At 42.9% G+C, this 24,613-nt stretch carries 19 protein-coding genes and 1 pseudogene; 14 read left to right on the top strand and 6 right to left on the bottom strand.

The features are described from left to right. Positions 1-580: 580 nt before the first annotated feature. Together AAEY88_RS01780 and AAEY88_RS01775 are read left to right on the top strand one after the other, a co-directional pair. Entirely contained in the window at positions 581-2,266 is a 1,686-nt protein-coding gene (locus tag AAEY88_RS01780) for a DEAD/DEAH box helicase (protein ID WP_350558175.1), read from the top strand. Between the two features lie 269 nt (positions 2,267-2,535). Continuing rightward, positions 2,536-3,780: a DUF819 family protein gene (locus AAEY88_RS01775; RefSeq protein ID WP_350558172.1), complete on the top strand. Its 1,245-nt coding sequence runs from the start codon at positions 2,536-2,538 to the stop codon at positions 3,778-3,780. Positions 3,781-4,067: 287 nt separating this feature from the next. Here AAEY88_RS01775 and AAEY88_RS01770 read toward each other — a convergent pair whose 3' ends face one another. The 4 genes and pseudogenes from AAEY88_RS01770 to AAEY88_RS01755 all read right to left on the bottom strand — a co-directional run. Next, complete coding sequence (locus AAEY88_RS01770) at positions 4,068-4,805, bottom strand: peptidase (protein WP_350558169.1); 738 nt, start codon at positions 4,803-4,805, stop codon at positions 4,068-4,070. A 33-nt stretch (positions 4,806-4,838) separates the two neighbouring features. Next, positions 4,839-5,624, bottom strand: a complete 786-nt coding sequence (locus AAEY88_RS01765) for a transglutaminase family protein (RefSeq protein ID WP_350558166.1) — start codon at positions 5,622-5,624, stop codon at positions 4,839-4,841. Positions 5,625-5,679: 55 nt separating this feature from the next. Beyond that, positions 5,680-6,306, bottom strand: coding sequence for an alpha-E domain-containing protein (locus AAEY88_RS01760; RefSeq protein WP_350560407.1), 627 nt, complete (start codon positions 6,304-6,306; stop codon positions 5,680-5,682). Positions 6,307-6,477: 171 nt separating this feature from the next. Beyond that, positions 6,478-8,001: pseudogene (locus AAEY88_RS01755) on the bottom strand (circularly permuted type 2 ATP-grasp protein); the annotation flags it as partial. A 551-nt stretch (positions 8,002-8,552) separates the two neighbouring features. On the opposite strand from AAEY88_RS01755, the gene AAEY88_RS01750 reads away from it, so the two are divergent. Next, the gene (locus tag AAEY88_RS01750; protein WP_350558163.1) at positions 8,553-9,308 is read left to right on the top strand and encodes a M90 family metallopeptidase; all 756 of its coding nucleotides are present in this window, start codon (positions 8,553-8,555) and stop codon (positions 9,306-9,308) included. Positions 9,309-9,432: 124 nt separating this feature from the next. On the opposite strand, the gene AAEY88_RS01745 is transcribed toward AAEY88_RS01750, so the two are convergent. Next, positions 9,433-10,101, bottom strand: a complete 669-nt coding sequence (locus AAEY88_RS01745) for a hypothetical protein (protein WP_350558160.1) — start codon at positions 10,099-10,101, stop codon at positions 9,433-9,435. A 368-nt stretch (positions 10,102-10,469) separates the two neighbouring features. On the opposite strand from AAEY88_RS01745, the gene AAEY88_RS01740 reads away from it, so the two are divergent. After that, a complete protein-coding gene (locus tag AAEY88_RS01740) occupies positions 10,470-10,817 on the top strand; it encodes a hypothetical protein (RefSeq protein WP_350558157.1) in 348 nt (115 codons plus the stop codon). A 242-nt stretch (positions 10,818-11,059) separates the two neighbouring features. Here the strand turns inward: AAEY88_RS01740 and AAEY88_RS01735 are convergent, their stop codons facing one another. Continuing rightward, positions 11,060-11,281 carry a hypothetical protein gene (locus tag AAEY88_RS01735; protein WP_350558154.1) on the bottom strand — a complete coding sequence of 74 codons (222 nt, stop codon included), beginning with the start codon at positions 11,279-11,281 and terminating at the stop codon, positions 11,060-11,062. Positions 11,282-11,393: 112 nt separating this feature from the next. Here AAEY88_RS01735 and AAEY88_RS01730 point away from each other — a divergent pair, with 112 nt between their 5' ends. The 10 genes from AAEY88_RS01730 (at position 11,394) to AAEY88_RS01685 (ending at position 24,592) form a co-directional block, all read left to right on the top strand. Then, on the top strand, positions 11,394-12,392 hold the full coding sequence (locus AAEY88_RS01730; RefSeq protein WP_350560405.1) for a LysR family transcriptional regulator: 999 nt from the start codon (positions 11,394-11,396) through the stop codon (positions 12,390-12,392). A 414-nt stretch (positions 12,393-12,806) separates the two neighbouring features. Then, positions 12,807-13,994, top strand: a complete 1,188-nt coding sequence (locus AAEY88_RS01725) for a divalent metal cation transporter (protein ID WP_350560403.1) — start codon at positions 12,807-12,809, stop codon at positions 13,992-13,994. 394 nt (positions 13,995-14,388) lie between these two features. Beyond that, positions 14,389-15,282, top strand: a complete 894-nt coding sequence (gene prpB, locus AAEY88_RS01720) for a methylisocitrate lyase (RefSeq protein ID WP_350558151.1) — start codon at positions 14,389-14,391, stop codon at positions 15,280-15,282. A 102-nt stretch (positions 15,283-15,384) separates the two neighbouring features. After that, positions 15,385-16,512, top strand: coding sequence for a 2-methylcitrate synthase (gene prpC, locus AAEY88_RS01715; RefSeq protein ID WP_350558149.1), 1,128 nt, complete (start codon positions 15,385-15,387; stop codon positions 16,510-16,512). A gap of 295 nt (positions 16,513-16,807) precedes the next feature. Beyond that, the gene (gene acnD / locus AAEY88_RS01710) at positions 16,808-19,441 is read left to right on the top strand and encodes a Fe/S-dependent 2-methylisocitrate dehydratase AcnD (protein ID WP_350560401.1); all 2,634 of its coding nucleotides are present in this window, start codon (positions 16,808-16,810) and stop codon (positions 19,439-19,441) included. Between the two features lie 166 nt (positions 19,442-19,607). Then, the gene (locus AAEY88_RS01705) at positions 19,608-19,910 is read left to right on the top strand and encodes a type II toxin-antitoxin system prevent-host-death family antitoxin (protein WP_350558146.1); all 303 of its coding nucleotides are present in this window, start codon (positions 19,608-19,610) and stop codon (positions 19,908-19,910) included. A 38-nt stretch (positions 19,911-19,948) separates the two neighbouring features. After that, positions 19,949-20,209, top strand: coding sequence for a Txe/YoeB family addiction module toxin (locus AAEY88_RS01700; RefSeq protein WP_350558143.1), 261 nt, complete (start codon positions 19,949-19,951; stop codon positions 20,207-20,209). A 289-nt stretch (positions 20,210-20,498) separates the two neighbouring features. After that, a complete protein-coding gene (gene prpF / locus AAEY88_RS01695; RefSeq protein WP_350558140.1) occupies positions 20,499-21,719 on the top strand; it encodes a 2-methylaconitate cis-trans isomerase PrpF in 1,221 nt (406 codons plus the stop codon). Between the two features lie 261 nt (positions 21,720-21,980). Continuing rightward, the gene (locus tag AAEY88_RS01690) at positions 21,981-23,852 is read left to right on the top strand and encodes an ABC transporter ATP-binding protein (RefSeq protein WP_350558137.1); all 1,872 of its coding nucleotides are present in this window, start codon (positions 21,981-21,983) and stop codon (positions 23,850-23,852) included. A 110-nt stretch (positions 23,853-23,962) separates the two neighbouring features. Next, positions 23,963-24,592, top strand: a complete 630-nt coding sequence (locus AAEY88_RS01685; protein ID WP_350558134.1) for a GNAT family N-acetyltransferase — start codon at positions 23,963-23,965, stop codon at positions 24,590-24,592. Positions 24,593-24,613: the final 21 nt, after the last annotated feature.

Below are 24,613 nucleotides of genomic sequence, written 5' to 3'. Positions count from 1 at the left end.
ATTACAATGGCCATTAATTTTGGCATGGTTGTCATGGTTATAAACAGTTATTCAGACGATATATGCCCCCTTTATTAGAATAAATTAAAAAATAGACGCTGGAAGCGCTTTTACTGTGCTATACTGCGTCGCCACGTTAGCCTAATATCTATTCTAAATAATAGAATGAAGTCAACGTGAATTATGAGATTGATAACATCGCCTGCGATTTTGGGTCTAGGATGACCATGAGTAATTGTTGCCGATGATTTTGTGTTCGTAAATAATCCTATTATTTATGACTCATATCTTATCTACTAGTTTGTAGTTTGCGCTAGATTGATTGTTGTTATGTTTATCTGCTTTAGATAAAGCCATGATAAACCACTTACAACAGACAAAGGTAAGACTCTCGGCACTACCACCAAAATACGTCAGACAGCACGCAAGGCCTTTTATAGAAGTGATATGCTCCATGCTAATCCACTTCTGACTATCGTTATTTCGACAGTCAATCTATAACAGGTTACGTGGTGAACGGTTATCAGTGGTAGGCATCTAGTTGCTGAATGTACAGCAGCTTATACTACCAAGGATACTCATGACTGACATCTTATCTACAATCGCTTCTCAAAACGGTATTACTCAAGATACTGATACTGATACTCAAAATAGCACTACTCAAAATACTGATACCAGCACTGACAATCAGGCGGCACCTACTGACGTCAATGAAGTCAGCTTTACTGACCTAAATATTGCCAAGCCTATTCTTACCGCGCTTGAGCGCAGTGGCTATACCAACCCAACACCTATCCAAGCACAAGCCATTCCTTTTGCTCTAGCCGGTCGCGACTTATTATTGTCAGCACAAACTGGTAGTGGTAAAACAGCTGCTTTTGTTATTCCATTGCTTGATCGTTTGAGCCGTGCGACCAGCTTCGATAAAAACACTAAAGCGCTTATCTTAACGCCAACGCGTGAACTTGCTCAGCAAGTACATGATAGCGTGCGTACTTATTCTAAAGATATGCGTGGTCTATTCTGCGTACCTTTAGTGGGCGGCGCGCCATATAACGGTCAGATTACTGCCCTGAAAAAAGGCGTACAAGTCATTGTCGCCACTCCTGGCCGTCTACTTGACCATATCAATTCTGGCCGTGTTGACTTATCAAACCTTGAAGTATTGGTACTTGACGAAGCGGATCGCATGCTAGACATGGGTTTTGCTGATGATATCAGTGATATCTTAAAAGCGGCGCCTAGCAATCGTCAAACCATCATGTGTTCTGCGACTTGGGATGGTCCGGTTGGCAAGATCGCTGCAAACTTCACCAAGAATCCTGAACGCGTTGCAATCAAGGTAGAATCTGCCCATATCGACGAAAAAGTCTACTACTGTGATGATTTCGATCATAAAAACAGAATTTTAGACAAAGTGGTTTGCCAACAAGATGTAGAACAAGTCATTATCTTTGCTGCAACCAAGCGTAGCACTGAAAAACTAGCAAAATCTCTACAAGAAGACGGCCATAAAGCCAGCTTCCTACATGGCGATTTACCACAAAGCAAGCGTAACCGCATTGTTCAAGACCTTCGTAATGGCAAATGCAAAATCTTAGTCGCAACTGACGTTGCCGCTCGTGGTCTTGACGTACCAGCACTATCACACGTGATTAACTATGACTTGCCACGCCAAACTGAAGATTACGTCCATCGTATCGGTCGTTGTGGTCGTGCCGGTCGTACTGGTGTGGCTATTAGCTTATGCAGCATGGATGATCGTCCACAGCTAAACGCTATTAACCGTTATTTAGATCGCAAAATGGAAGTCTGTGTTTTTGAAGGCATGGAACCTAAAAAGACTTATGTTCCTAGCGATAATAAAGGCAATGGTCGCGGCCGTGGTCGTGGTCGCTCTAATGGCGGCGGTAACGGTCAAGGCCGTGGTCGTTCAGCGGGTGGTTATGCTGGCAAGCCTAGTGGTAATGGTCAAGGCCGCGGTCGTTCAAGCGACAGCAGCACAGGTACCGGTCAGCGCGCTAGCAATGACAGCGGTTATCAAGGTAAGCCACGCGATTCATCGGGTAAGCCAAATGAGCGTTCAGGTGGCAAGCCGTATCAAGGCAAACGTACGGGTCCTAGCCGTGGCGATAGCACTGGTGTCCCACGTGGTGAGCGCGCTGCGAGTGGCCGCGGTCGTCCAAGTGGCAGCCAAGGTCGTACCGGTTCAGGTAATAGTCAAGGTGGCCGCCCAACCGGCGGTAATCGTAACAAAAACTCATAATAAGCTAGCATTGATTGGCTAGGATAATTCTAGCCATCTCAATTGCTAATAATGAGTTCAAAATAAAAAAAGCCAGATACTCGTTATCTGGCTTTTTTATGTCTGATACATTTGAATATAGTTCTTAACTTTAAGTGCAATGCTACAAAAGCTCTATCATTAATTATGATTCATAATAATTTATACAATATAAATGCTTGCTTGCGCGTGGTTTTAGCCTTGTCTATACTGGCCTATTTTTATAATCTGTTACGATTCGGAGCCATGCGATGCTCGCCATATCTCATCTAGCGATAGAAAGTCTGCCGGTAGCATTTGGTATTATTATGGCCGTCATTGGCTTAGTATTTTATACCCAAGGTCTACCAGGCAAGTTTTGGCGGCGCTTTTATGCGGTGTTGCCGGGTATTGTACTGTGTTGTTTTATACCCGCGACCCTGAACAGTCTCGGCGTGTTTGCTGATGGTATCGGCTCGCAGATTTATGGTTTTACCGCCACTTATCTGTTGCCGGCAAGTTTACTGCTCATGACCTTGTCCATGGATGTGCCCAAAATTTTAGGTCTAGGCTGGAAAGCGATTGCGATGTTTGTCGCCGCCAGTGTGGCGATTGTCATCAGCGGGCCGATTAGTTTGGGATTGGCTAAATGGGTATCACCAGAGATGTTTACCGATGATACCTTATGGCGCGGTTTTTCGGCAGTCGCGGGCAGCTGGATCGGCGGGGCAGCAAACCAAGCAGCGATGAAGGAGCTGTTTGGGGTCAGTGATGACTTGTTCGGTATGATGATATTGGTTGATACTACCAACGCCTCATTGTGGCTCCTTGTCATATTGGTATTGGCTAAGCATAGCGATAAGATAGATCGCTTCTTAAAAGCAGATACCAGCAGTATCGATAAAGTCATCGCCGCGGTTGAGAGCTATGAGCGCGATCATGCGCGACCAGCTACCTTAAATGATCTGATGGTGATGTTTGGGCTGTGCTTTGCGATGGTAGGAATGGCGCATTTTGCTGGCGGACAAATTGCTGAATTTTTTGCGCCCTATGATTGGGCGGTGCAATATAGTTTCGCCAGCTCGTTTTTTTGGATGGTGGTGATTATTACCTTAATTGGTGTAGTCTTTTCCTTTACTAAAATTCGCCGTCTGGATCATGTGGGTGCCTCTAAAATTGGTACGGTATTTATCTTTGTATTGATTGCCGCTATTGGTATGCAGATTAATTTGGCGGGTATTGTTTCTCAGTGGCGACTCTTGCTAATTGGCTTAGTATGGATGACTATCCATGTGGTGATTGTCTTTATAGTCGCCAGAATCATTCGTGCGCCCTTTTTCTTCTTAGCGGTGGGCTCTAATGCCAATACCGGCGGTGCATCCTCAGCACCTATTGTTGCCACCGCTTTTCACCCGTCGTTGGCGCCAGTTGGGGTGTTTTTGGGGATTTTAGGTTATGCGATGGGCACATTTGGCGGTTATATCAGCACTCAGTTAATGCGTTTGGTAGTGACGTAAAATACAGCATCAGAATTTAATTTAAAATCTTATTTCATTTATAAGTCTAAATTAACCTTAATCGTAATAGAGGTAATCAAAAGATTCCTAGTACTGGCACTATTAGACTTACTGCCATCGACCCAAGTTAAGAAACAGTTAGGTGACGGTGTGACGAAGAGCTCACCGGTACCGTCAAAATCGCTTCAAGTGAAACAAACTTTTGACTCCTGCAAATATTGCTCAAATTGGGCACGACTAAAAACTTTATCTAAAATCTAAAGAGGCTAATGTCTATTTCTAATGGTTTATTCCCAATAGCTATCGGGGCACTGGGGTAATTCAATCAAAGTATGACGCAGCGCCTCTGACCACTTTTGGCAAATGCTATCAAAATATTCATCTTTTTCATCAATACGGCGGCCTTTAGGTAGCGTTAGACTGTCATTCTGGTAGATTACAAAATCCACAGGCATACCTACCGATAGGTTGGCCCGAATGGTCGAGTCAAATGACAGCATCAGTGCTTGGGCGGCATGCTCGACGTCAGTCTCATAGTTGACCGACCGATCGAGAATGGGCTTGCCATATTTGATTTCACCCAGCTGAAAAAATGGGGTGTCTTTGGTAGCTTTGATGCAGTTGCCTTCAGGGTATATCATATACAACTCAGGGGGCTGGCCTTTTATTTGGCCACCTAACAGAAATGAGCTGGTAAATGTGCCGCTATTATCGTTAGCAACCGCCTGAGCATGTGCTGTAACGCTACGCATGCATTCGCCTACCATTTGCGCGCCGTCAAATAAGGTCAATACGGAATTCAAATTATTTTCATGACGCTGGTCAATGGCATTCTGTAATTTGGTGAATACCGCTTGCGAGGTAGCAAGACTGCCAGCCGTCTGTAGCACCATAAAACGTTCGCCCTCGATGCCATATCGATACAGTTTTCTAAACGTCGAGATATGGTCAACACCGGCATTAGTGCGGGTGTCGCTGGCAAAAACCATACCATCTTTTAGACGAATAGCGGCACAATAGGTCATAAAACATCCTCAATAAACAAAAAATCTTTGGCGCTATGATAAACGCGTGACCAGCACTTGACTATAAAGATTCTCATAGCCGCCGCCCATTCTTACGCCGCGCACAGGAGCGGCATCCAAGTAATCTCGACCAATGGCCACGTACACATGAGAGCTTGGCTGGAACAGCTGATTTGAGATATCAAAGGTGTACCAATAGCCATCTAACCAGACCTCTGCCCAAGCGTGACTTGCCATATGGTTTTCGGTGTCATCATATAGATAGCCAGATACATAACGCGCTGGGATATGCTTATCACGACAGCAGCCCAAAAATACATGAGTATGGTCTTGGCACACGCCAGCACTACCTTCAAAAGCCTCTGTAGCCGTTGTCCCGACATGGGTCATATCCTTTATAAAAGGCATCTTCAGGATGAGCTCAGCAGCCATCGCTTTTAGATGGTCGTGCGTGGGGTCTTTTAGGTAAGGCGCTGCAAATGTGCGCATCGCTTCTGAGCATTTGGTCAAAGGCGTTTGTACGGTAAATAGCAAGTAGGGGACGTTGTCCATATCCTCTAGTCGCTCAGTATCGGTATTGATTTCAACGATGCCTGACGCCTGCATCTGTAAATTGTTATGTGCCTCGTTTCGGCTTAGGGTCAGCCAGTCATTGCCAAAGCCATCTTTTTGACTCATTGCCACTTTAGGTAGCATGACATTCCATTGATGAATGATTTGGTGCGGCAGCTGCATCGGTGTCATGCGGATGTACTGTACGCTGCGCTGCGCCAGCTCGTCATAGTAATAATTGGTCTGGTGGCTGATTTGAAGTTTCATAACGCCTTCCCGTTGTACTTAGTGTGGTTTCGTATGATTAAAATATAGCGCGGCGCTAAACGCCCTGCTGCAATATAGTGCTAAACTCTTGGCTTAATAATTCAAAATCACTGAGCTGCTGAGATTTAATCATCTGATTGCTTAGGCGAATAAGCTCACGCCAGCGCGTATTTTCTGGGAGCTTATTGATCCAATGTTTAAATTCAAGACTGACTGCTACGGAGTCCTCATTTAAGAAAACTGCCCGTTCAAGTTGCTCAAAGCGACGTCCTAATTGCCAACAGCAAGTGACGCTAGGGTGCTCTTGTGCCATAGCGGCATTACAGGCATGTAATTGCAAGGTCGCTGCCCGATAGGTACCAGCGCTCGAGAGTCGCTTAATAAGGTTATACAGCTCAGCGGTGTCTTTACCGATCACGCCCTTGGCTTCTTGTACATTGGTTTCAATAGATTGAATAACGGTAGGGATTTTGTTTTGTTCCAAGTCACGCAGCATTTGCGCTTTCATAAACTTTATTGGCTGACTCGGGTCAGCATCAAAACCTAAGTGGCTAATTAAGTGCTGTACCTGCGCCTTTTTAAGACTGCCTTTAACCAGCTGTTTCATTATGTTGTCATAATAATAGAGCCGCTCGCTATATCTGCCGAGCCAAACCAGGTGATTTGCCGTGGACAATAGCATTATCATCGGTGCATTATCAGGGCTTTCATAGCCTGCCTCAAGCGGCTGCACAGGGTTATGATAGTGGGCGTGACGGGCGCTGATTGCATCTGATGAGTAACTATTAGGATTATCAGTTTGATAGTCGTGTCTTTTGGCTGAAGCCGTTTTGGTGGAAGACGTCAAGTTACGGTCATCGATTACCCAGGTATCTTTGATTCCGCCGCCTTGTGACGAGTTAACTACCAATGAGCCCTCAATCATTGCTACTCGGGTTAAGCCGCCAGGGACGATATCCACCGACCCATCGCCATGACTGAGTATAAAGGGCCGCAAGTCAATATGGCGTGGCGCAATCCCATCCAAGACAGCGGTGGGGTTGGTGGATAGCGAGATAGTGGGCTGGGCAATAAAACCAATTGGATTGCTGAGCAAGCGTTTGCGATACTCTGCAATCTCTTGTTTGGTTGATGTCGGTCCGATGAGCATACCGTAGCCGCCAGAGCCTTGGGTCTCTTTGACCACCAGCTTATCTAAGTTATCCAGCACGTATGCCAGCTCATCAGGCTTGCGGCATTGATAGGTCTCAATATTTGGCAAAATAGGTTTTTCACCCAAATAAAACTCAATCATATCCGGCACAAAGGGATATAAGCTCTTATCATCAGCCACGCCAGTGCCGGGGGCATTGACGATGACCACGTTACCTGCACGGTAGGCACTCATCAGTCCTGATACCCCTAAGATAGAGTTAGATTGGAATGCCAACGGATCAATATAAGGGTCATCAATCCGGCGATAAATAATATCAACTTGCAATTTACCGCGAATACCTTGCATATAGACTTTACTGTCCTCAACCACTAAGTCGTAGCCGTGTACCAGCGGCACGTTCATCTCATGTGCCAAAAAAGCATGCTCATAATAGGCACTATTAAAGCGTCCTGGGGTTAAAATAACAATTTGTGGGTCGTATTTGCTGGTTGAGCTGGCAAGACAGGCTTTAAGTCGTTCCGGATAATCACTAATGCCCAAAATAGGAGTATGGGCAAATATATCAGACAATAAAATCTCTGATATATTTCGGCTCTCGAGCATATATGAGACGCCGGATGGTGTACGGAGATTGTCCTCTAACACACAAAATCGGCCGCTCTCATCTCGAATCAAATCGATACCACTAATATGCGAATAGATAGGTTTATCAAGCGTAATGCCCATCATCCATGGCTCATAGCAGCCACTAGCATACACATAACTCGCAGGTACAATACCTGCTTTCATGATGGCTTGCTCATGATAAATATCATGCAAAAAGGCGTTTAAGGCCGTAATGCGCTGCTGACAACCAGCCTCTATCTGCTGCCATTCACTTGCGGCGATAATGCGGGGAATAATATCAAACGGTATCATTCGCTCAATGTTTTTAGCATCGCTATATACCGTAAAAGTCACGCCTTTGCGGTAAAATATGTCAGCTGCTTGTTCGTTTAGATGATTTAGGGAGTCAAGACTGGTGTCTTCTAACCAGTCACCGACAGCCTTTGCTATAGGGCGGTATTGACCTTTTTCGCTTTGCAATTCATCAAAGCTGTGCAGCTTTTGCGCGTTTTGTGGTTGGTTTTTTGTAGCGGTCTTGGTGGCAGTCGTGGTTTGTGATTGACTTTGACCCTGAGTTTGGCCTTGGTTTTGTGACTGAGATGATTTCTGATTCATAAATACCTCACGCATCCTTGGTAAAGTCATAGATTATGATTAACAGACTGATTATTAGGGTCAGTCTGGCAGGTGCAATACATCCAATGTACAGCTTATCTCCTATATGAACTATACAACGTCTATAGGGTAGTGCACAACAAGAGTTAGACAATAGATTTTATTAATATTAATCAAAAATACTGCAGGATTTTTTTCTTATAGGCCTAGGCTATCCAAAGGCAGATGACAATAGTGCCACGCGTAAGATCACTAAAACCAGTATTGGTTTTCTCTAGACCATAATGATATCAAGCACTATATAAATATCATCGCCACGCTAATTTTAGCTAATATAATCATGCAGCAGATTGCTGAGATAGAGGTTGTTTAAATAGGTGATTACATTGTATTTTAAGCAATGTATTTCAAGCAGTTGAGTAGGGTACGTCCTACTGCACATTATAATAAATACAGTTATAAGGTAGGTGCACTGGGCGCACCCTACGTAGAGTGTCGCAGCGGTAGTGAAAAATGCGGTGTAAATGTCAATATTAGAGGAAAAATAGAACATGTTCAGCATGATAAAAGACTGGCGCGAACAGCGGGTATTGGATAATAGTGAATTTACCAATGCCGACTGGATGCAAGCTGCCGAACGCATTGTGATACTTGATAGGCTGGATGAAGACGAGATGAGCCGCCTGTTTGAACTGGCGACGTTGTTTTTGGACGACAAATCTATTAACGGAGCTCAAGGCTTTGTAATAACAGATAAGGTAAGGCAATCCATTGCCTTGCAAGCCTGTCTGCCTATCTTAAACCTAAGCCTTGAATGGTACGCTGGCTGGTCATCAATCATCATCTATCCGGGTTCATACACCAGTGAAAGCACCACCGTAGACGAGTTCGGTATCGTCCATGAGGGTCATCAACATCGTAGCGGTGAAGCATGGCTTCGAGGCCCCGTTATTCTTTCATGGAAGGATGCCAAACATTCAGGCGAGCGCGATGGCCACAATGTGGTCATTCATGAATTTGTCCATAAGCTCGATATGCTCAATGGTCGAGCCAATGGCTTTCCACCGATGCAGCCCGATATGGATCCTACGAGGTGGACTGAGACGATGGAAAGTGGGTTCGCTGATTTTCAGAAACATCGCAAGGCGGGGCTAGATCGTTATGGCACTACCAATCCGGCTGAGTTTTTTGCCGTTCTTAGTGAAGTGTTTTTTGAAACGCCCCAGAAGCTGGTAGACGCTTATCCTGAGATTTACGAAATCATGGTCAAGTTTTTTCTTCAGAATCCACTAGAACCGAAATCGTAAGCTTATGATGTCTTCTTCATAAGATATGGAATAACAGCAAGTGAAAAGGGCAGTGCATCACTTAAATGACGTACTGCCCTTTTTTATTGATAGTTTATTAGGTAACTACTAAACAATCGAAGCTTTATACCGTCCATTGATCATTAATAATAGCGATTAGATAACGCTTACCTTGATAGTCACCAAATACCAAACGCATGCCACGCCAATCTATACCATCGTATTTATCACTGCCTTTGTAATAAAAATCCACCACATCTGACTGTGGATAGGCTTCATTAACGTTATTAATCATATTACCTCTAGATTCAAAAGTATTGACTGTTATACGAGCATTATTGTAATTCTTACCATCAATCCAAGTATCTAAATATTCTGGTAGTGGCACTACCAATGCCTCGCCAACACCGTCCAATTCGCCCCAAGTAAAGCGAACTTTTGATTCCTCTAAATACTGGGAAAATTGCGCGCGACTAAAAACTTTGTCTTTGTCTAAATGCACATAGGCATACATTGAGAACCGTACACCGCGTGTCGGATGGATATCATCTGTGATGCTGGCATAGTCTTTGCTAGCCAGTGCCTGCTGAATATGTAACGCTTGCTGGGTGAGGGTTTGCTGGCTAGTATCAGGTTTTATTAGCGTTGATGGGCTATTACCTTGATTACTGCTGCTTTGATGATTAGGTTTGGGTTCTGATTCAGTGGTTGTTGGAGACTGACAGCCCATTGCCGTAAGCAGGAACGCCAAACAGCTACCAGCTGCTAATTTAGAAATAAAAGGCATGGTCATAAAAACATCCTTACCGTATTAGATATTAGAATAAGCTAGTAATAGATATCGGTTTAATTATACTAAACAGTATAATAAGAATAAATTAGCAAAATTTGTGAAAGTGCTGTGTAAATTATTGTTTTTAGCCCTTAAACCCACCTAATGCAGAAAATTGATGAGGTAAACGTGATGTAATCAGTGACAACAATCATAAAGTTAGAGCTTGAGAGTCTATATAGGTCACTATGCAAAAGTTGGGATTACTCACACTGACGCTGATAATAGGGCTGGTAGCTACCAGTATTGCCACAGCAAATATAGCAGCGCTAAGGCAAAAGAATTCAGCTATAAAAATAGCTACTATCACAAAAATGTACCAGCAGGACGTGAAAAACAAAGGTCAAGATTATCCTGTGACGCTAGAACGATATGCCAGTCAAGAGCTACAGGCGGCCATGCAACCTGAGCGAGATTACTTTGCTAGAGAGCAAATGTCCTGTCATATCGGTTACGACGTCTTATGGAATTCTCAAGATCCTGATTATGAGCAAGACAAACTGTTTTCAATGACCACGCAAGGATTGGTTAAGGTCAGCTTAGCGCATGGCAGTAAGATTTATTATGATTTGTCCTGTGATGGTATTGATGAAAGTACAGATTGCCAAGTAACAGATGTTATCTTAGACGATGAAGGTAGCTCATTAAAAGATTACTTAATGGAAGCTTGTGGTTAACTGAAACCTGTCACTGACTAAATTGTTAACCAACAATAAGTCCTAAGCAATCAACAGAGACTGAATTCTAAAAATAATAGCAGATATAACTTAGCAACGTTTATGATAGCACTGCGCAAATTACGTTTGGACGATTCCAAGAACCATTAGTTTGTTTTCGCATAATGTATATTATGTTAAATAGACTATTTTAGAGCTAGCTATGTCAAGGCTTCAACTCAGTCAATAACTGGCAGTTAGGATCAATCCTTAGTCTCACGATGTAAGGTACTCTGCGCCTCTTCTCTTAAACCCTCATAACTGATACTTGCCTCAGCGTCATCATTGCTGTAATGCTGGGCTGTTTCTCTTGATATTAAATTAATTTTTGAGATTTTTGGCTTTGAATTTAACTTTGGATTACTAGCGACGCCTTCAGTGATATTATCCTCATTATGATTGGCTGTTTTATAGTTTCTATACATAGCGTCTGATATATTTTATGTATAAATAAAAACCATGCCAGTAACCTGATTCAATCTACGTTATATAATAAAATATTAGCATTAAGGATACTGTCCTATGGGATATACAAAAATGGATCTAAAGCAGCTCAATGCCTTTATTGCTATTGCGGACCTGCAAAGCTTCAGTGCAGCGGCTAAAACAACGGGCTTGTCCCAACCAAGTTTAAGTCGACTACTCAAGCAATTAGAAACTAATATAGGTGTGGTATTAATAGATCGTTATCATCGGCCACTACAGCTGACAGAAGCGGGTTTGTTTTTTTATGATAAAGTTAGCGCACTGTTAATAGAGCTGGATACTGTTACTAGTATGACCCAGCGACTCTCTGCGCCCAGTATTGCCTTAAATATTGGCTTTGTACCCTCCGTGCTCTATGGCTTACTACCCGAAATTATTGCAACTTTAAAGCGCCATAGCTCCAATCAGAACTCTGATATTGAAGTCAATCTTAAAGATATTAGCTCTTATCAGCAGATCGAAGCGCTAAAAACTGGTGAAATTGACATAGGGTTTGGTCGTTTTGCGCATCAAGACCCTTGGATACAGCAAATATTACTGCGCCATGAGCGCTATGTGGTGGCTCTTCCTAAAGCACACCCCCTTGCCCATGTTCGCGAACAGCGCTTGATTGATTTGGCCAATAATCGCCTGATTCTGTATCATCAAACCCATCTGCCCGCTTCTACTATACATATGTCTACTACGCACCCTACCATTACAGAGAACAACAGTCTAAAGAGTAAGCATGAGCCAGTCACTGAACCATTACTACATTTGTTTGCACAGTATGGTATCTCGCCGTTTATGACTACAAAAGTGAGTGATTTACAAGTGGCCCTGGGTTTGGTTGCTGCTGGTGAAGGCATTACCTTAGTGCCTGCCAGCCTACAAACCGTACGCACTGAGCAGATTAGTTATCAGCGTCTGATTCATGAAAACGTCACCTCCCCTATTTATTTGCATACCTTAAAAGATTTTATTCATCCTAAAATTCCTGATTTACTCAGCGCGATTTATAAAGTCTATGAGCAGCGTGGTATTACCTATCGGCCACAGCAGTTTATTTGATACCTATCAAATTCAATTATGAATACTCTATGCCTATATATTTTTCAGCAAAGACAAGCGTCTATGCCATCTAATAAAAAATATCCTTAGAGCGTTCTACTAAAAATGTATCTCATACCTAACCATCTATAAAAGTAATAATAAGGATAATAATTATTATCCTGTACAAGGTTAGGTATGCTAAAGTCACCCATCAAATAAAGTTATTCCATAAAATTTGCTATCCATAAACTTTTATGTATTGGTTACTGGTAAGAATTTCACAGGTAAGTGATAACTTGCTACTTTAATTATTTTGAGGTATTCATGACTGCACAACAATTTAAAAACCCTGAACGCCCCAATAATGCTGATGAAACAGCGGACGCAGCGCAAGAAGGTTTCAGTTGGCGTATTTTTGGCCCAGGCATCTTAATGGCAACGGCGGCTATTGGTGGCTCGCATCTCATCTCCTCAACCCAAGCTGGCGCGATATATGGCTGGCAATTAGCCATTATGATTATATTAGCTAACGTCTTTAAATATCCGTTCTTTCGCTTCGGTACCGACTATGTCTACGATACTGGCGAAAGTTTAATTGCCGGTTATGCTAAGCGCTCAAAAGCCTATCTTTGGATCTACTTCATCCTATCTATTTTATCAGCGGTGATTAGTACCGGTGCAGTATCCTTGATTGCCGCCGTGATTTTAGGCTTTATGCTGCCGGCTTCTGTTGGGCTCTCAACCATTACGCTGGCATTAATAGTGACTGGGGTATGTTGGGTATTTTTAATAGCCGGTCATTATAAGCTGCTCGACGGGTTGACGAAGTGGATTATGATTGCGCTAACGACAGCGACTGTTGCTGCGGTAATCATTGCTGCCGGTAAGCCAAGCGTTATGACGGTAGACTTTGTTGCCGCTTCCCCTTGGAATTTGGCTACTTTAGGCTTTATTGTGGCACTAATGGGTTGGATGCCAGCACCACTTGAATTTGCTGCGATTACCTCTATGTGGACTTCAGCGAAAGTGAAAGCCGATCACACGACGCACCGTCAAGGCTTATTAGATTTTAATGTCGGCTATTCAATCTCTGCTATTTTGGCACTATTCTTCTTATCGCTCGGCGTCTTTGTTCAGTATGGTTCAGGTCAAGAGATTCAGATTGCCGGCGGCGCTTATATCGATCAGCTGATTAGCATGTATACCAATACCATTGGTGAATGGTCGAGATTGCTGGTCGCCTTCATTGCCTTTATGTGTATGTTTGGCACTACAATTACTTGTGCGGATGGTTATGGACGTGCCAATGCTGAGTGTTGGCGCTTACTTAAAGGCGAAAGTGAGATTAACAAAAAACAAATCGCCTTTTGGACCACTTATGCCATTGGTGGTGGTTTAGTGATTATTAGCTTCTTTGCAGGACAATTAGGCACTATGCTTAAGTTTGCCATGATATCAGCGTTTGTTTCCGCCCCTATCTTTGGCTGGCTCAACTACTCTCTCGTTCGCAGCCATCAAAAACTATCAGTAGGTATGAATGCCTTATCAATTGCAGGTTTAATATTCTTAGGTGGCTTTGCACTGTTATTCTTAGCCAATCTTGCCGGCTTGTTTGGTTAAACATCCACTCAAAATGGTAGCTTTTAAAGCTATATATAATAAAAAACCTCCTCTAGATCATCTGTGGGAGGTTTTTTATTTATAACTTTTAAGTGTAACTAAATGTAATTTTCTAATACTTATAAAACCCCCTAATCTTGTCAATATACATAATTAGAAGAACAAACTAACATATTATGCATAATACTATTCATTTTTTGAATAAAAATAGTTTTACTAACAACAATTTTTAATTTTTATAAATAATTTGATTTAATTAATCCTTTAAAACTAGGAGTAATTGCGTATACTCTAAGTGAATAGAGGCGAAGTTAGACAAAATTAAGTACGCACCATACAAACAACACGCCTAAAATTTATATAATAAGACCACACTTCACGCAAGGATTCTCGTATGACCCTACCATCAGCTGGCGCTCGCTTCCGCAGTGCAATCAAACAAAAAAACGACAACAACCAACCGCTACAAATCGTTGGTACGATTAACGCCTATACCGCAATGATGGCGACCCAAGTCGGTCACCAAGCGTTATATCTTTCTGGTGCTGGCGTCGCCAATGCTTCATTCGGCTTGCCAGACTTAGGAATGACTAGCCTTGATAATGTCTTAGAAGATGCGCGCCGTATTACTGATGCCGTTGATACGCCCTTATTAGTCGATATCGATACCGGCTTTGGTGGCGCTTTTAATATCGCGCAGACAGTCAGAAAAATGGAAAAAGCAGGCGTGGCAGCGGTACATATCGAAGATCAGGTCGCCCAAAAGCGCTGTGGTCACCGTCCAAATAAAGAAATCGTTAGCATCTCAGAGATGGTTGATCGTCTAAAAGCCGCTCTTGATGCCAAAGTTGATAAAGACTTTGTCGTAATGGCACGTACCGATGCGCTATCTGTTGAAGGGCTTGATGCGGCTGTTGAACGCGCTGTAGCGTTTCAAGAAGCTGGCGCAGATATGATCTTTGCTGAAGCCTTAACTGATATCGAGATGTACCGTAAATTTACCGACGTGCTTGATATTCCGGTACTGGCCAACATGACCGAGTTTGGTCAGACCGATCTATATACCACCGAGCAATTACATGGCGTTGGTGTGGATATGGTACTGTATCCTTTATCAGCTTTCCGTGCGATGAATAAAGCCGCGCTCAATGTCTATCAGCACATCTTATCTGACGGCACCCAAGATAAGGTCGTTGATACCATGCAGACCCGTATGGAGCTCTATGACTTTTTGAACTATCACGAGTTTGAGCAAACTTTAGACAAGCTGTTCGCTGATAATAAGTAATTAATATCTTTTACCGCTTAATCGTTACTAATTAACACCATTGATTTAAATAGTATTTAAAACAATCACTTAACAACACGCTACCACCAAAAGGAATTTATCATGGCAGCACAAAAAGAACTTTCAGGCGCAGGCCTACGCGGTCAAGTCGCTGGCAAGACCGCTTTATCTACCGTTGGCAAGTCGGGCTCAGGTCTTACTTACCGCGGTTATGATGTGTCAGAATTGGCAGACAAATGCATTTTTGAAGAAGTCGCTTATCTACTGCTATATGGCAATCTGCCTACTCAAAGCGAACTTGATGCCTATCAAACCAAACTTAAAGGCTTACGCGGTCTACCGCAAGCATTAAAAGATGTGCTTGAGCGTATCCCTGCTGACTCGCACCCGATGGATGTGCTGCGTACTGGCAACTCAATGCTAGGTAATCTTGAAACTGAAATGGATTTTGCAGAAGAAAACGACCAAGCAGATCGTATGCTAGCCGTATTCCCATCAATTATTAACTACTGGTATCGCTTTACTCATGATAATGAGCGTATCGAAACCGAAACTGATGATGAGACTATCGGTGGTCATTTCTTGCATCTGCTTAAAGGTGAGAAGCCAAAAGAGCTGCATGAAAAAGTGATGAACGTTTCATTAATTCTGTACGCTGAGCACGAATTCAACGCCTCAACCTTTACTGCGCGCGTCTGTGCCTCTACGCTATCTGATATCCATTCTTGTATTACGGGCGCGATTGGTACCTTACGTGGTCCTCTACATGGCGGCGCTAATGAGGCGGCTATGGATATGATTGAAGGCTTTAGCTCACCTGATGATGCTGAAAAAGAAATGATGGCGATGCTAGCGCGTAAAGATAAAATTATGGGCTTTGGTCATGCTATCTATAGCGATTCTGATCCACGTAACGTGGTCATCAAAGGTTGGGCTGAGAAACTAGCGGCAGACGTTGGTGATGATGTACTTTACCCCGTATCTGTACGTTGTGAAGAAGTCATGTGGCGCGAGAAGAAGTTGTTCTGTAATGCCGATTTCTTCCATGCTTCAGCTTATCATTTCATGGGTATTCCAACTAAATTGTTCACGCCAATCTTTGTTTGCTCACGCCTAACGGGTTGGGCATCTCATGTATTTGAGCAACGTGGCAATAACCGTATCATTCGCCCAAGTGCGGAATATATCGGTGAAGAATTGCGCTCAGTACCAGATATGAGCGCGCGTTAATTTAGTCCTCCTATAGTATTTATCGTAACCCTTTATGATAAATAGAGCGCGTTTAACTGTTTGGTCCTTTATCAACACGGGCTGAGCAGTTAAACCTTCTCGCTGCTTATCTTTTCTACAAGTCCTACTTTATTTTACAACGTTTTTTTAGCAAAACCTGCCCGCATTATTAGTAACGACATTAATTATATCAACAGCACAGCACTGGTTTTTCTAAAAGAATTTCCTATTTTCATTAACCCCCATTTAACCAGCCAACTGCCAAAGGTACTCTATGGACACTCTAATTCAGCCCATGAATGAGCGATTTAAAAAGCAATTACCCGATACGGATCTGTATTACTTCGATACCCGTGAAGCCGTCGAGAATATTGAAGCTGGCGCGTATGACAAACTACCGTATAGCTCAAAAGTATTATGTGAAAACTTGGTTCGCCGTTGCCCACCTGAAGACTTGACTGCTGCTTTGACCCAGCATATTAAAGGCAAGCAAGACCTTGATTTCCCTTGGTATCCGGCGCGTGTGGTCTGTCATGATATTTTAGGGCAAACCGCTTTTGTTGACTTAGCGGGTCTACGTGATGCTATTGCTGAGCAAGGTGGTGATCCCTCTCAAGTGAACCCCATTGTGCCGACACAATTGATTGTCGATCATTCACTGGCGGTTGAACATGCCGGCTTTGAAGAAAATGCCTTTGAGAAAAACCGTGCGATTGAAGAGCGCCGTAATGATGACCGCTTTCACTTTATCAACTGGTGCGAGTATGCCTTTGATAACGTCAACGTCGTACCACCCGGTAACGGCATCATGCACCAAATCAACTTAGAGAAAATGTCACCAGTCGTTCAAGTGGCACAAGGTAAAGATGGCTACAAGGTTGCCTTTGCTGACACCCTCGTTGGTACTGATAGCCATACTCCTATGGTTGATGCGCTAGGTGTTATTTCTATCGGTGTTGGCGGATTGGAAGCTGAAAGCGTCATGCTAGGCAACCCCTCTTATATGCGCCTCCCAGATTTCGTTGGCGTTAAGCTAACCGGTAAATTAGAAAAAGGTATTACTGGTACTGATTTAGTCTTGGCGATGGCTGAATTCTTACGCAACCAAGGCGTAGTTTCTACTTATATTGAATTCTTTGGTGATGGTGCCCGCCAGCTGACTGTTGGTGATCGGGCTTCTATCTCTAATATGACCCCTGAATATGGCGCCACGGCTGCAATGTTCTATATCGATGAGCAAACCATCGATTATCTACGCCTTACCGGTCGTAGCGAAGCACAAATTAAGCTGGTTGAGCAGTATGCTAAGCAAACCGGCCTATGGGCTGATGGCATGGAAAAAGCCGAATACGCGCGCGTCCTTGAGTTTGACTTATCAGCAGTAGTCCGTAACTTAGCTGGCCCTTCGCGTCCGCACGCCCGGGTCTCAACCACTGATTTGGTTGCCAAAGGTATTGCTCACGGTGCTGATGAGAAGTTACCGGAACCAAAAGAAGGCATGATGCCAGATGGTGCGGTTATTATTGCCGCGATTACCAGTTGTACCAATACCTCTAATCCGCGCAATATGGTTGCGGCTGGTCTAGTTGCTCGTAACGCCAATGCAAAAGGCTTATTACGTAAATCTTGGGTAAAAACATCATTAGCCCCTGGCTCTAAAACCGTAAAAATGTACCTAGAAGAAGCAGGTCTGATGTCTGAGATGCAGCAAATAGGCTTTGACGTGGTTGGCTTTGCTTGTACGACCTGTAATGGTATGAGCGGCGCACTTGATCCTGATATCGAAAAAGAAATCATTGATAATGATTTATTCACCACCGCCGTGCTATCCGGTAACCGTAACTTTGATGGTCGTATCCATCCTTATGCTAAGCAAGCATTCTTAGCGTCACCACCCCTAGTTATCGCTTACGCCATCGCCGGTAACATTCGCTTTGATATCGAAAAAGATTCATTAGGCCAAGACCAAGATGGCAATGAGGTTTACCTAAAAGATATCTGGTTCGATGATGACGAAGTCGACGCGATCGTGGCAGAAGCAGTGAAGCCTGAACAGTTCAATGCCGTCTATATCCCGATGTTTGATGAGGCCAAAAAAGACACGGGCAAAGCCTTAAGCCCATTATATAACTGGCGTGATCAGACCACTTATATCCGCCGTCCACCCTATTGGGAAGGCAAAATGGCGAAGAAAAATGCATTGTCTGGTATGCGCCCATTAGCGGTACTCGGTGATAACATCACCACCGACCATATGTCACCGTCGAATGCTATTTTAGGTGATTCAGCTGCTGGTGAATATCTTGATACTATGGGCTTGCCAAGCGAAGACTATAACTCGTATGCGACCCATCGCGGTGATCACTTAACCGCTCAGCGTGCGACTTTTGCTAACCCTAAATTGCTCAATGAAATGGTACGTGATGATAAAGGCGACGTTATCCAAGGCTCATTGGCCAAGGTTGAGCCTGAAGGTCAAGTCATGCGTATGTGGGAAGCGATTGAAACCTATATGAACCGTGAACAACCACTTATTATTATCGCTGGTGATGGTTATGGTCAAGGATCAAGCCGTGACTGGGCTGCCAAAGGTGTGCGTCTAGCTGGTGTAGAAACGGTGGTTGCTGAGGACTTTGAGCGTATCCATCGTCAAAACTTAGTTGGTATGGGTGCCCTACCGTTACAGTTTGAAAAAGGCGTAAATCGTCATACCTTAAATATTGATGGCTCAGAAGTATTTGATGTCACTGGTGAAGTGTCTGCTGGCGGGCTGATGACTTTAGTCATTAACCGCACTGATGGTAGCAAGCTTGAGGTACCGATCATTTGCCGCTTAGATACTGCTGATGAAGTCAAAATGTATAACGCTGGCGGGATGCTCCAACGCTTTGCCAAAGAGTTTATCGATGGTACGTTAGATATTGCTTAATTTCTTAGCAGAGTATTAACATAAAAGATAAGAGAGCCGACGTTGTATAGATAGTTTATATGGGGTCGGCTCTTTTTCTATCTAAGAATATTAAGCTAGTAATATTGAGGTTTACTCATAAATAGCGTAACATGTACTATTTATTGTACAAGTTAAGGAGGCTATTATGAGAGTTGTTAGCTTTTCAGAAGCCAGAAAACATCTAAAATCAGTTTTAGATATGGTGAATGACGACGCCAGCGCTACTATCGTTACTCGCCGTGATGCCGATGACGCAGTAGTAATGTCACTTGATTACTATAATAGTTTGATGGAAACAGTCTATCTGTTGAAGTCACCTGCTAATGCCGCTCATTTAGCGAAGTCTATCGCGCAATATCAGGCAGGTAAAACGGTAGTACATGAACTAGCTGATATTACTGACGATATTGATGTTAATGTCGACAACGCCAATACTGAAGACGCTTAGTTGATGGTCGATTTAGGTGAAGCCATGAGTGAGAAAGGATGAGTAAGCAGTTAGCGTGGACGGACGCTGCATGGAAGGATTACGTATATTGGCAGACGCAAGATAAAAAAACGCTAAAACGTATCAACAAGCTCATAGCAGACTGTATGCGCATACCTTTTGAAGGTATTGGTAAGCCTGAACCGTTAAAGGAAAATCTATCGGGATTTTGGTCACGGCGTATCGATGAGGCTAATCGGTTAGTCTATGCGGTCGATGACAACTACCTGATCGTTATTTCGTGTCGGTATCATTATTAGCTGTAGATCTGTAGAGATGGCATTACGTTCTAAAAATTATACCGCTCGATCCTGCCAGCATCGACTTCTGCTTGGGCTATTAATAACTGATTAACGAACTCATAAGATACATCAGGATTGTCCTCCATAATCTAATTAATAATCGCTAAATCTACGTTTGGCTCTGCTAGCGTTGTAGGTATTGTATGTGTCGAATTTTCTATTGTTATGATGCTCTCATTCTAAATTAAATAACCAATACCATTCTATTTTACCAATAAAATCATAAGCATAAAAAGGACTTATCATAATGACTCAATCAAACTCTAAACCAACACAGTCTTTCGCCCCGCAAATCTCTGTCCCCGCAACCTATATGCGCGGTGGTACGTCAAAAGGTACGTTCTTTAAACTATCTGATTTGCCTGAGCGCTGTCAGGAAGCGGGCAAAGCTCGTGATAATTTCTTATTGCGCGTCATCGGTAGCCCAGACCCTTATGGTAAGCAAATAGATGGCTTAGGTAATGGCAGTTCCAGTACTTCAAAGACCGTTATTTTGTCACCTACTGATAGTAATAACCATGATGTGAACTATTTGTTTGGACAAGTTAACATTGCCAAGCCCATGATTGATTGGAGCGGTAACTGCGGTAACTTAACCGCAGCCGTTGGCGCTTGTGCTATTAATATGGGGTTAGTAGCTGCTGATCGCATCCCTGCTAATGGCATCTGTGCGGTACGTATTTGGCAACAAAATATTAGCAAAACGATTATCGCGCATATTCCTGTTTATACAGATGAACACCAAAACGTGCAAGTACAAGAAACCGGCGACTTTGTCTTAGACGGAGTCACCTTCCCTGCTGCTGAAGTCAAAGTTGAGTTTATCGATCCTGTAGATGGGGATAGTGCGATGTTCCCTACCGGTAATTTGGTCGATAAATTCGATGTGCCTAACATTGGTAGCTTTGAGGCAACCTTTATTAGTGCCGGTATTCCGACTATTTTCTTAAAAGCTGAAGAGTTAGGGCTAACGGGTACTGAACTACAAAGTGATATCAATAGCGATACTACTTTATTAGATAAGCTTGAAACCATTCGCGCTCATGGCGGCGTGGCAATGGGTCTATTTGCAGATGTCAGTGAGGCACAAACCCGTCAACATACCCCAAAATTAGCGTGGGTTGCACCGGCTAGCAGCTATATGGCATCTAGTGGCAGTACCGTATCGGCAGAGTCAATCGATTTAGTGGTACGAGCAATGAGTATGGGACAATTACATCATGCGATGATGGGAACGGCAGCAGTAGCTATTGCGGCAGCGGCAACCACCCAAGGGACGCTAGTCAATCAAGCAGCAGGCGCTGGCGAGTTGTCTGAAGTGCGTTTTGGTCATCCATCTGGCACATTATTAGTTGGCGGCAAAACAGAACAAGTCGATGGGCGCTGGCAAGCTAAGAAAGTCTCGATGAGCCGCTCTGCTCGTCGGATAATGGTTGGTGAAGTCTTTGTACCAGCCGATGCTTTTTGATTATTAATTAAGGTGTTAAGAAATGGATTGGGTAGATGCTTATATAAATAGTTATTATAAGCAGTCATTTTCTTTTTGCATTACTACTTTTTATTAAGCAACCGAAAATTCAGTAAGAGCCTCCATATATGAGGCTTTTATTGGATTATAGCGTTTCAAAACGACTAATCTGAATATATTAGCCAAAAAAATTAACAAGTTTAAGGCCCAAAAAAGGAGCATTTGTTTTAAAATACAAATCTATCTTTCTATATTAACTCTATGTCAAATTCTCCCCAACCAAGCCGCGTGTCATTAGATAAGCTATCTCCAAATAAGCCTGTGCTCAAAAAAACTGAGCGCCGGGCTTTGCTATGGGACATTCTTAAAAAACTAGCGGTATTTGCCGCGCCTTACCGAACCTTAATCATCTTCACGCTTATTTTAACGGTGCTTGGCTCATTTACCGCGCAGGTGAATGCCTTTGTATTGCGTTATACCGTAGATACCTTAACCGAGATTGCGACCTTAGCTGACCCTTGGCAGGCAGGTTTGCGGATGCTAGGCATCATCAGCGTTATTCTATTGACTAAAGAGGTGTTATCGATATTTATCTCTTTTGGACAACGCTACTTTGGTGAAAAGATTCGTATTAATCTATCGCGTGATTTGTCACAGCGCATTGTCGAGCGCATCCTTACCTACCGCATGGCTTTTTATACCAGTAGCGAAAACGACAGTGGCAAGTTGCAAACCCGTATAGATTATGGGGTTAGTAGTCTCACGAGTTTAGTGCAAAATTTCTTTATCGATATGTTGCCGCTGTTTGCCAGTGCCTTTGTATCGCTAATTATTATGTTTTCGACCAACTTTTGGATTGGTCTAGTCGGTCTTATTATCATACCGATATATTTCTTTATCAGTCAAAAACAAGCGCGGCGCTTGCAAGGTTTTCGGCGGCAGATGCGCGGGTTTAGAGAGGCCAAAAGTGGCTTGGTTATTTCCCTGATTAATTCCATTAGCGTGGTTAAATCGTTTGTCCGTGAATCTATCGAGGCTGAGAAGCACTTGAATATTCAAAAAGAGATGACTGACAATCAGCTTAGAATTCGTAGCATAGGTTTTATTTATGACGCGATTAAAACCTTTATCGAGCAAATTGGCGTGGTGGTTATCATCCTACTGACCGCCTACTTTGTATTAAAGGGTGAGATGACCATCGGGATGATTTTATTTCATGTGATACTGTTTCAGAATGTCGCCGCCCCTATCCGTCAATTACATCGTATCTATGATCAAATTAATAATGCGCTGACCTATGCCGAAGGTTTTTTTGAGATACTAGAAGCTGATGAGCAAGTTGAAAATATAGACGGGGTAAGTAGCAAAGATTTAAAAGGTCATATCGAACTCAAAAATGTCGATTTTACTTATCCTAATGGGACGCAAGCATTAAAAGATGTTAGCTTTACCATCAAACCCAATCGCATTACTGCGTTGGTTGGCTTAAGTGGCGCTGGTAAAAGCACGATTATTAGCTTACTGGTGAAATTCTATGAGCCAGATGCGGGTACGATATGCTTAGATGGACATGATTTGGTAGATTGTGATACCCATGAGTTGCGTCAACGTATAGGTTTGGTATTACAAAGCAATCATATTTTCTCAGGGACTATCAGTGAAAATATTCGTTATGGTGATATAAAAGCCAGCGATGAGGATATTGTTGTCGCTGCCAAAAAAGCCTCTATTCATGAACAAGTCATATCTTTAGCTAAGGGTTATGAGAGCGAAGCCAAGTCTTTATCAGGCGGACAACAGCAGCGTATTGCGTTGGCTAGAATGTTTTTAAAGGATCCGCCGATTGTGTTTTTGGATGAGCCAACCGCTAGCCTCGATGCGATCGCCAGTCAGCAAGTCAAAAAGAGCTTGGATTTGATTAAAAAAGACCGTACGGTGATTATGGTCTCACATAATATCGCCCAAATTATCGATGCTGATGACTTAGTCGTAATAGAGAACGGCCGTGTGGTTGAGACTGGTACGCACGAAGCGTTGTATAATAAACGCGGTAACTATTTTGAGATATTTAACGCCATGTCTGATAGTCTAAATTTGGATAAAATCAGTCAAACCTTATCCATCAAATCTTAAACGGTTAGTAAGGGCTTAAATCGTTATAATGCCTACTTACAAAATCCTGCTGTATCCGAGCTGTTTACAATCTATCTCATACCCACTACGTCGCCAGAAGCTATTTAACTATGTCCTATGAATTTTCTATAAAAACTTTTGATGAGCTGACCTCAGTTGATCTGTACCATATTTTAAAAGCGCGCTCACAGGTATTTGTGGTCGAGCAAAATTGTGCTTATCAAGACATGGATGAGGTTGATTTTGATTGCCTACATCTTATCGCCCATCAAAATCAAGCCCTTGTTGGTTACTGCCGAATCATTCCTCCTGAATTCAATAAACTGCAGTCTAATCTTTCAGTAGTGGACTCTGCCAACAAGTCTTCAGCCAATCCATCTATTCCTGCTATAGGTAGAGTGTTGGTACTGCTAGAGCATCGAGGTCACGGCCTAGCAAGACAAATTATGACTCAAGCTATTGCCTATTGTTATAAAAAATTCGGTAAAAAAAGACCTATTATAATCTCAGCACAGACCTATTTAATTAGCTTCTATGAATCATTAGGGTTTGTTCCTGAAGGCGAATTCTATCTTGAAGATGGTATTGAGCATGTGAAAATGGTTTTATTTATAGTCAAAAAAGTCAAAGTAAAAAAAGAGAGTGCGGATACCGCCACTACCACGACCAAAATCCTAAGCTTTCTACTTTTTATAATGGCGGCTTTATTTATTTTAGGTCTGCTGTATTTGATGGTTTAAACAATTTATTAGATGGCATTA

This window comes from Psychrobacter sp. CAL346-MNA-CIBAN-0220 (assembly GCF_040309805.1).
GTDB lineage: Bacteria > Pseudomonadota > Gammaproteobacteria > Pseudomonadales > Moraxellaceae > Psychrobacter.
Note: the sequence above shows the minus strand (reverse complement) of the source record. Positions and strands in the feature narration are given on the sequence as shown.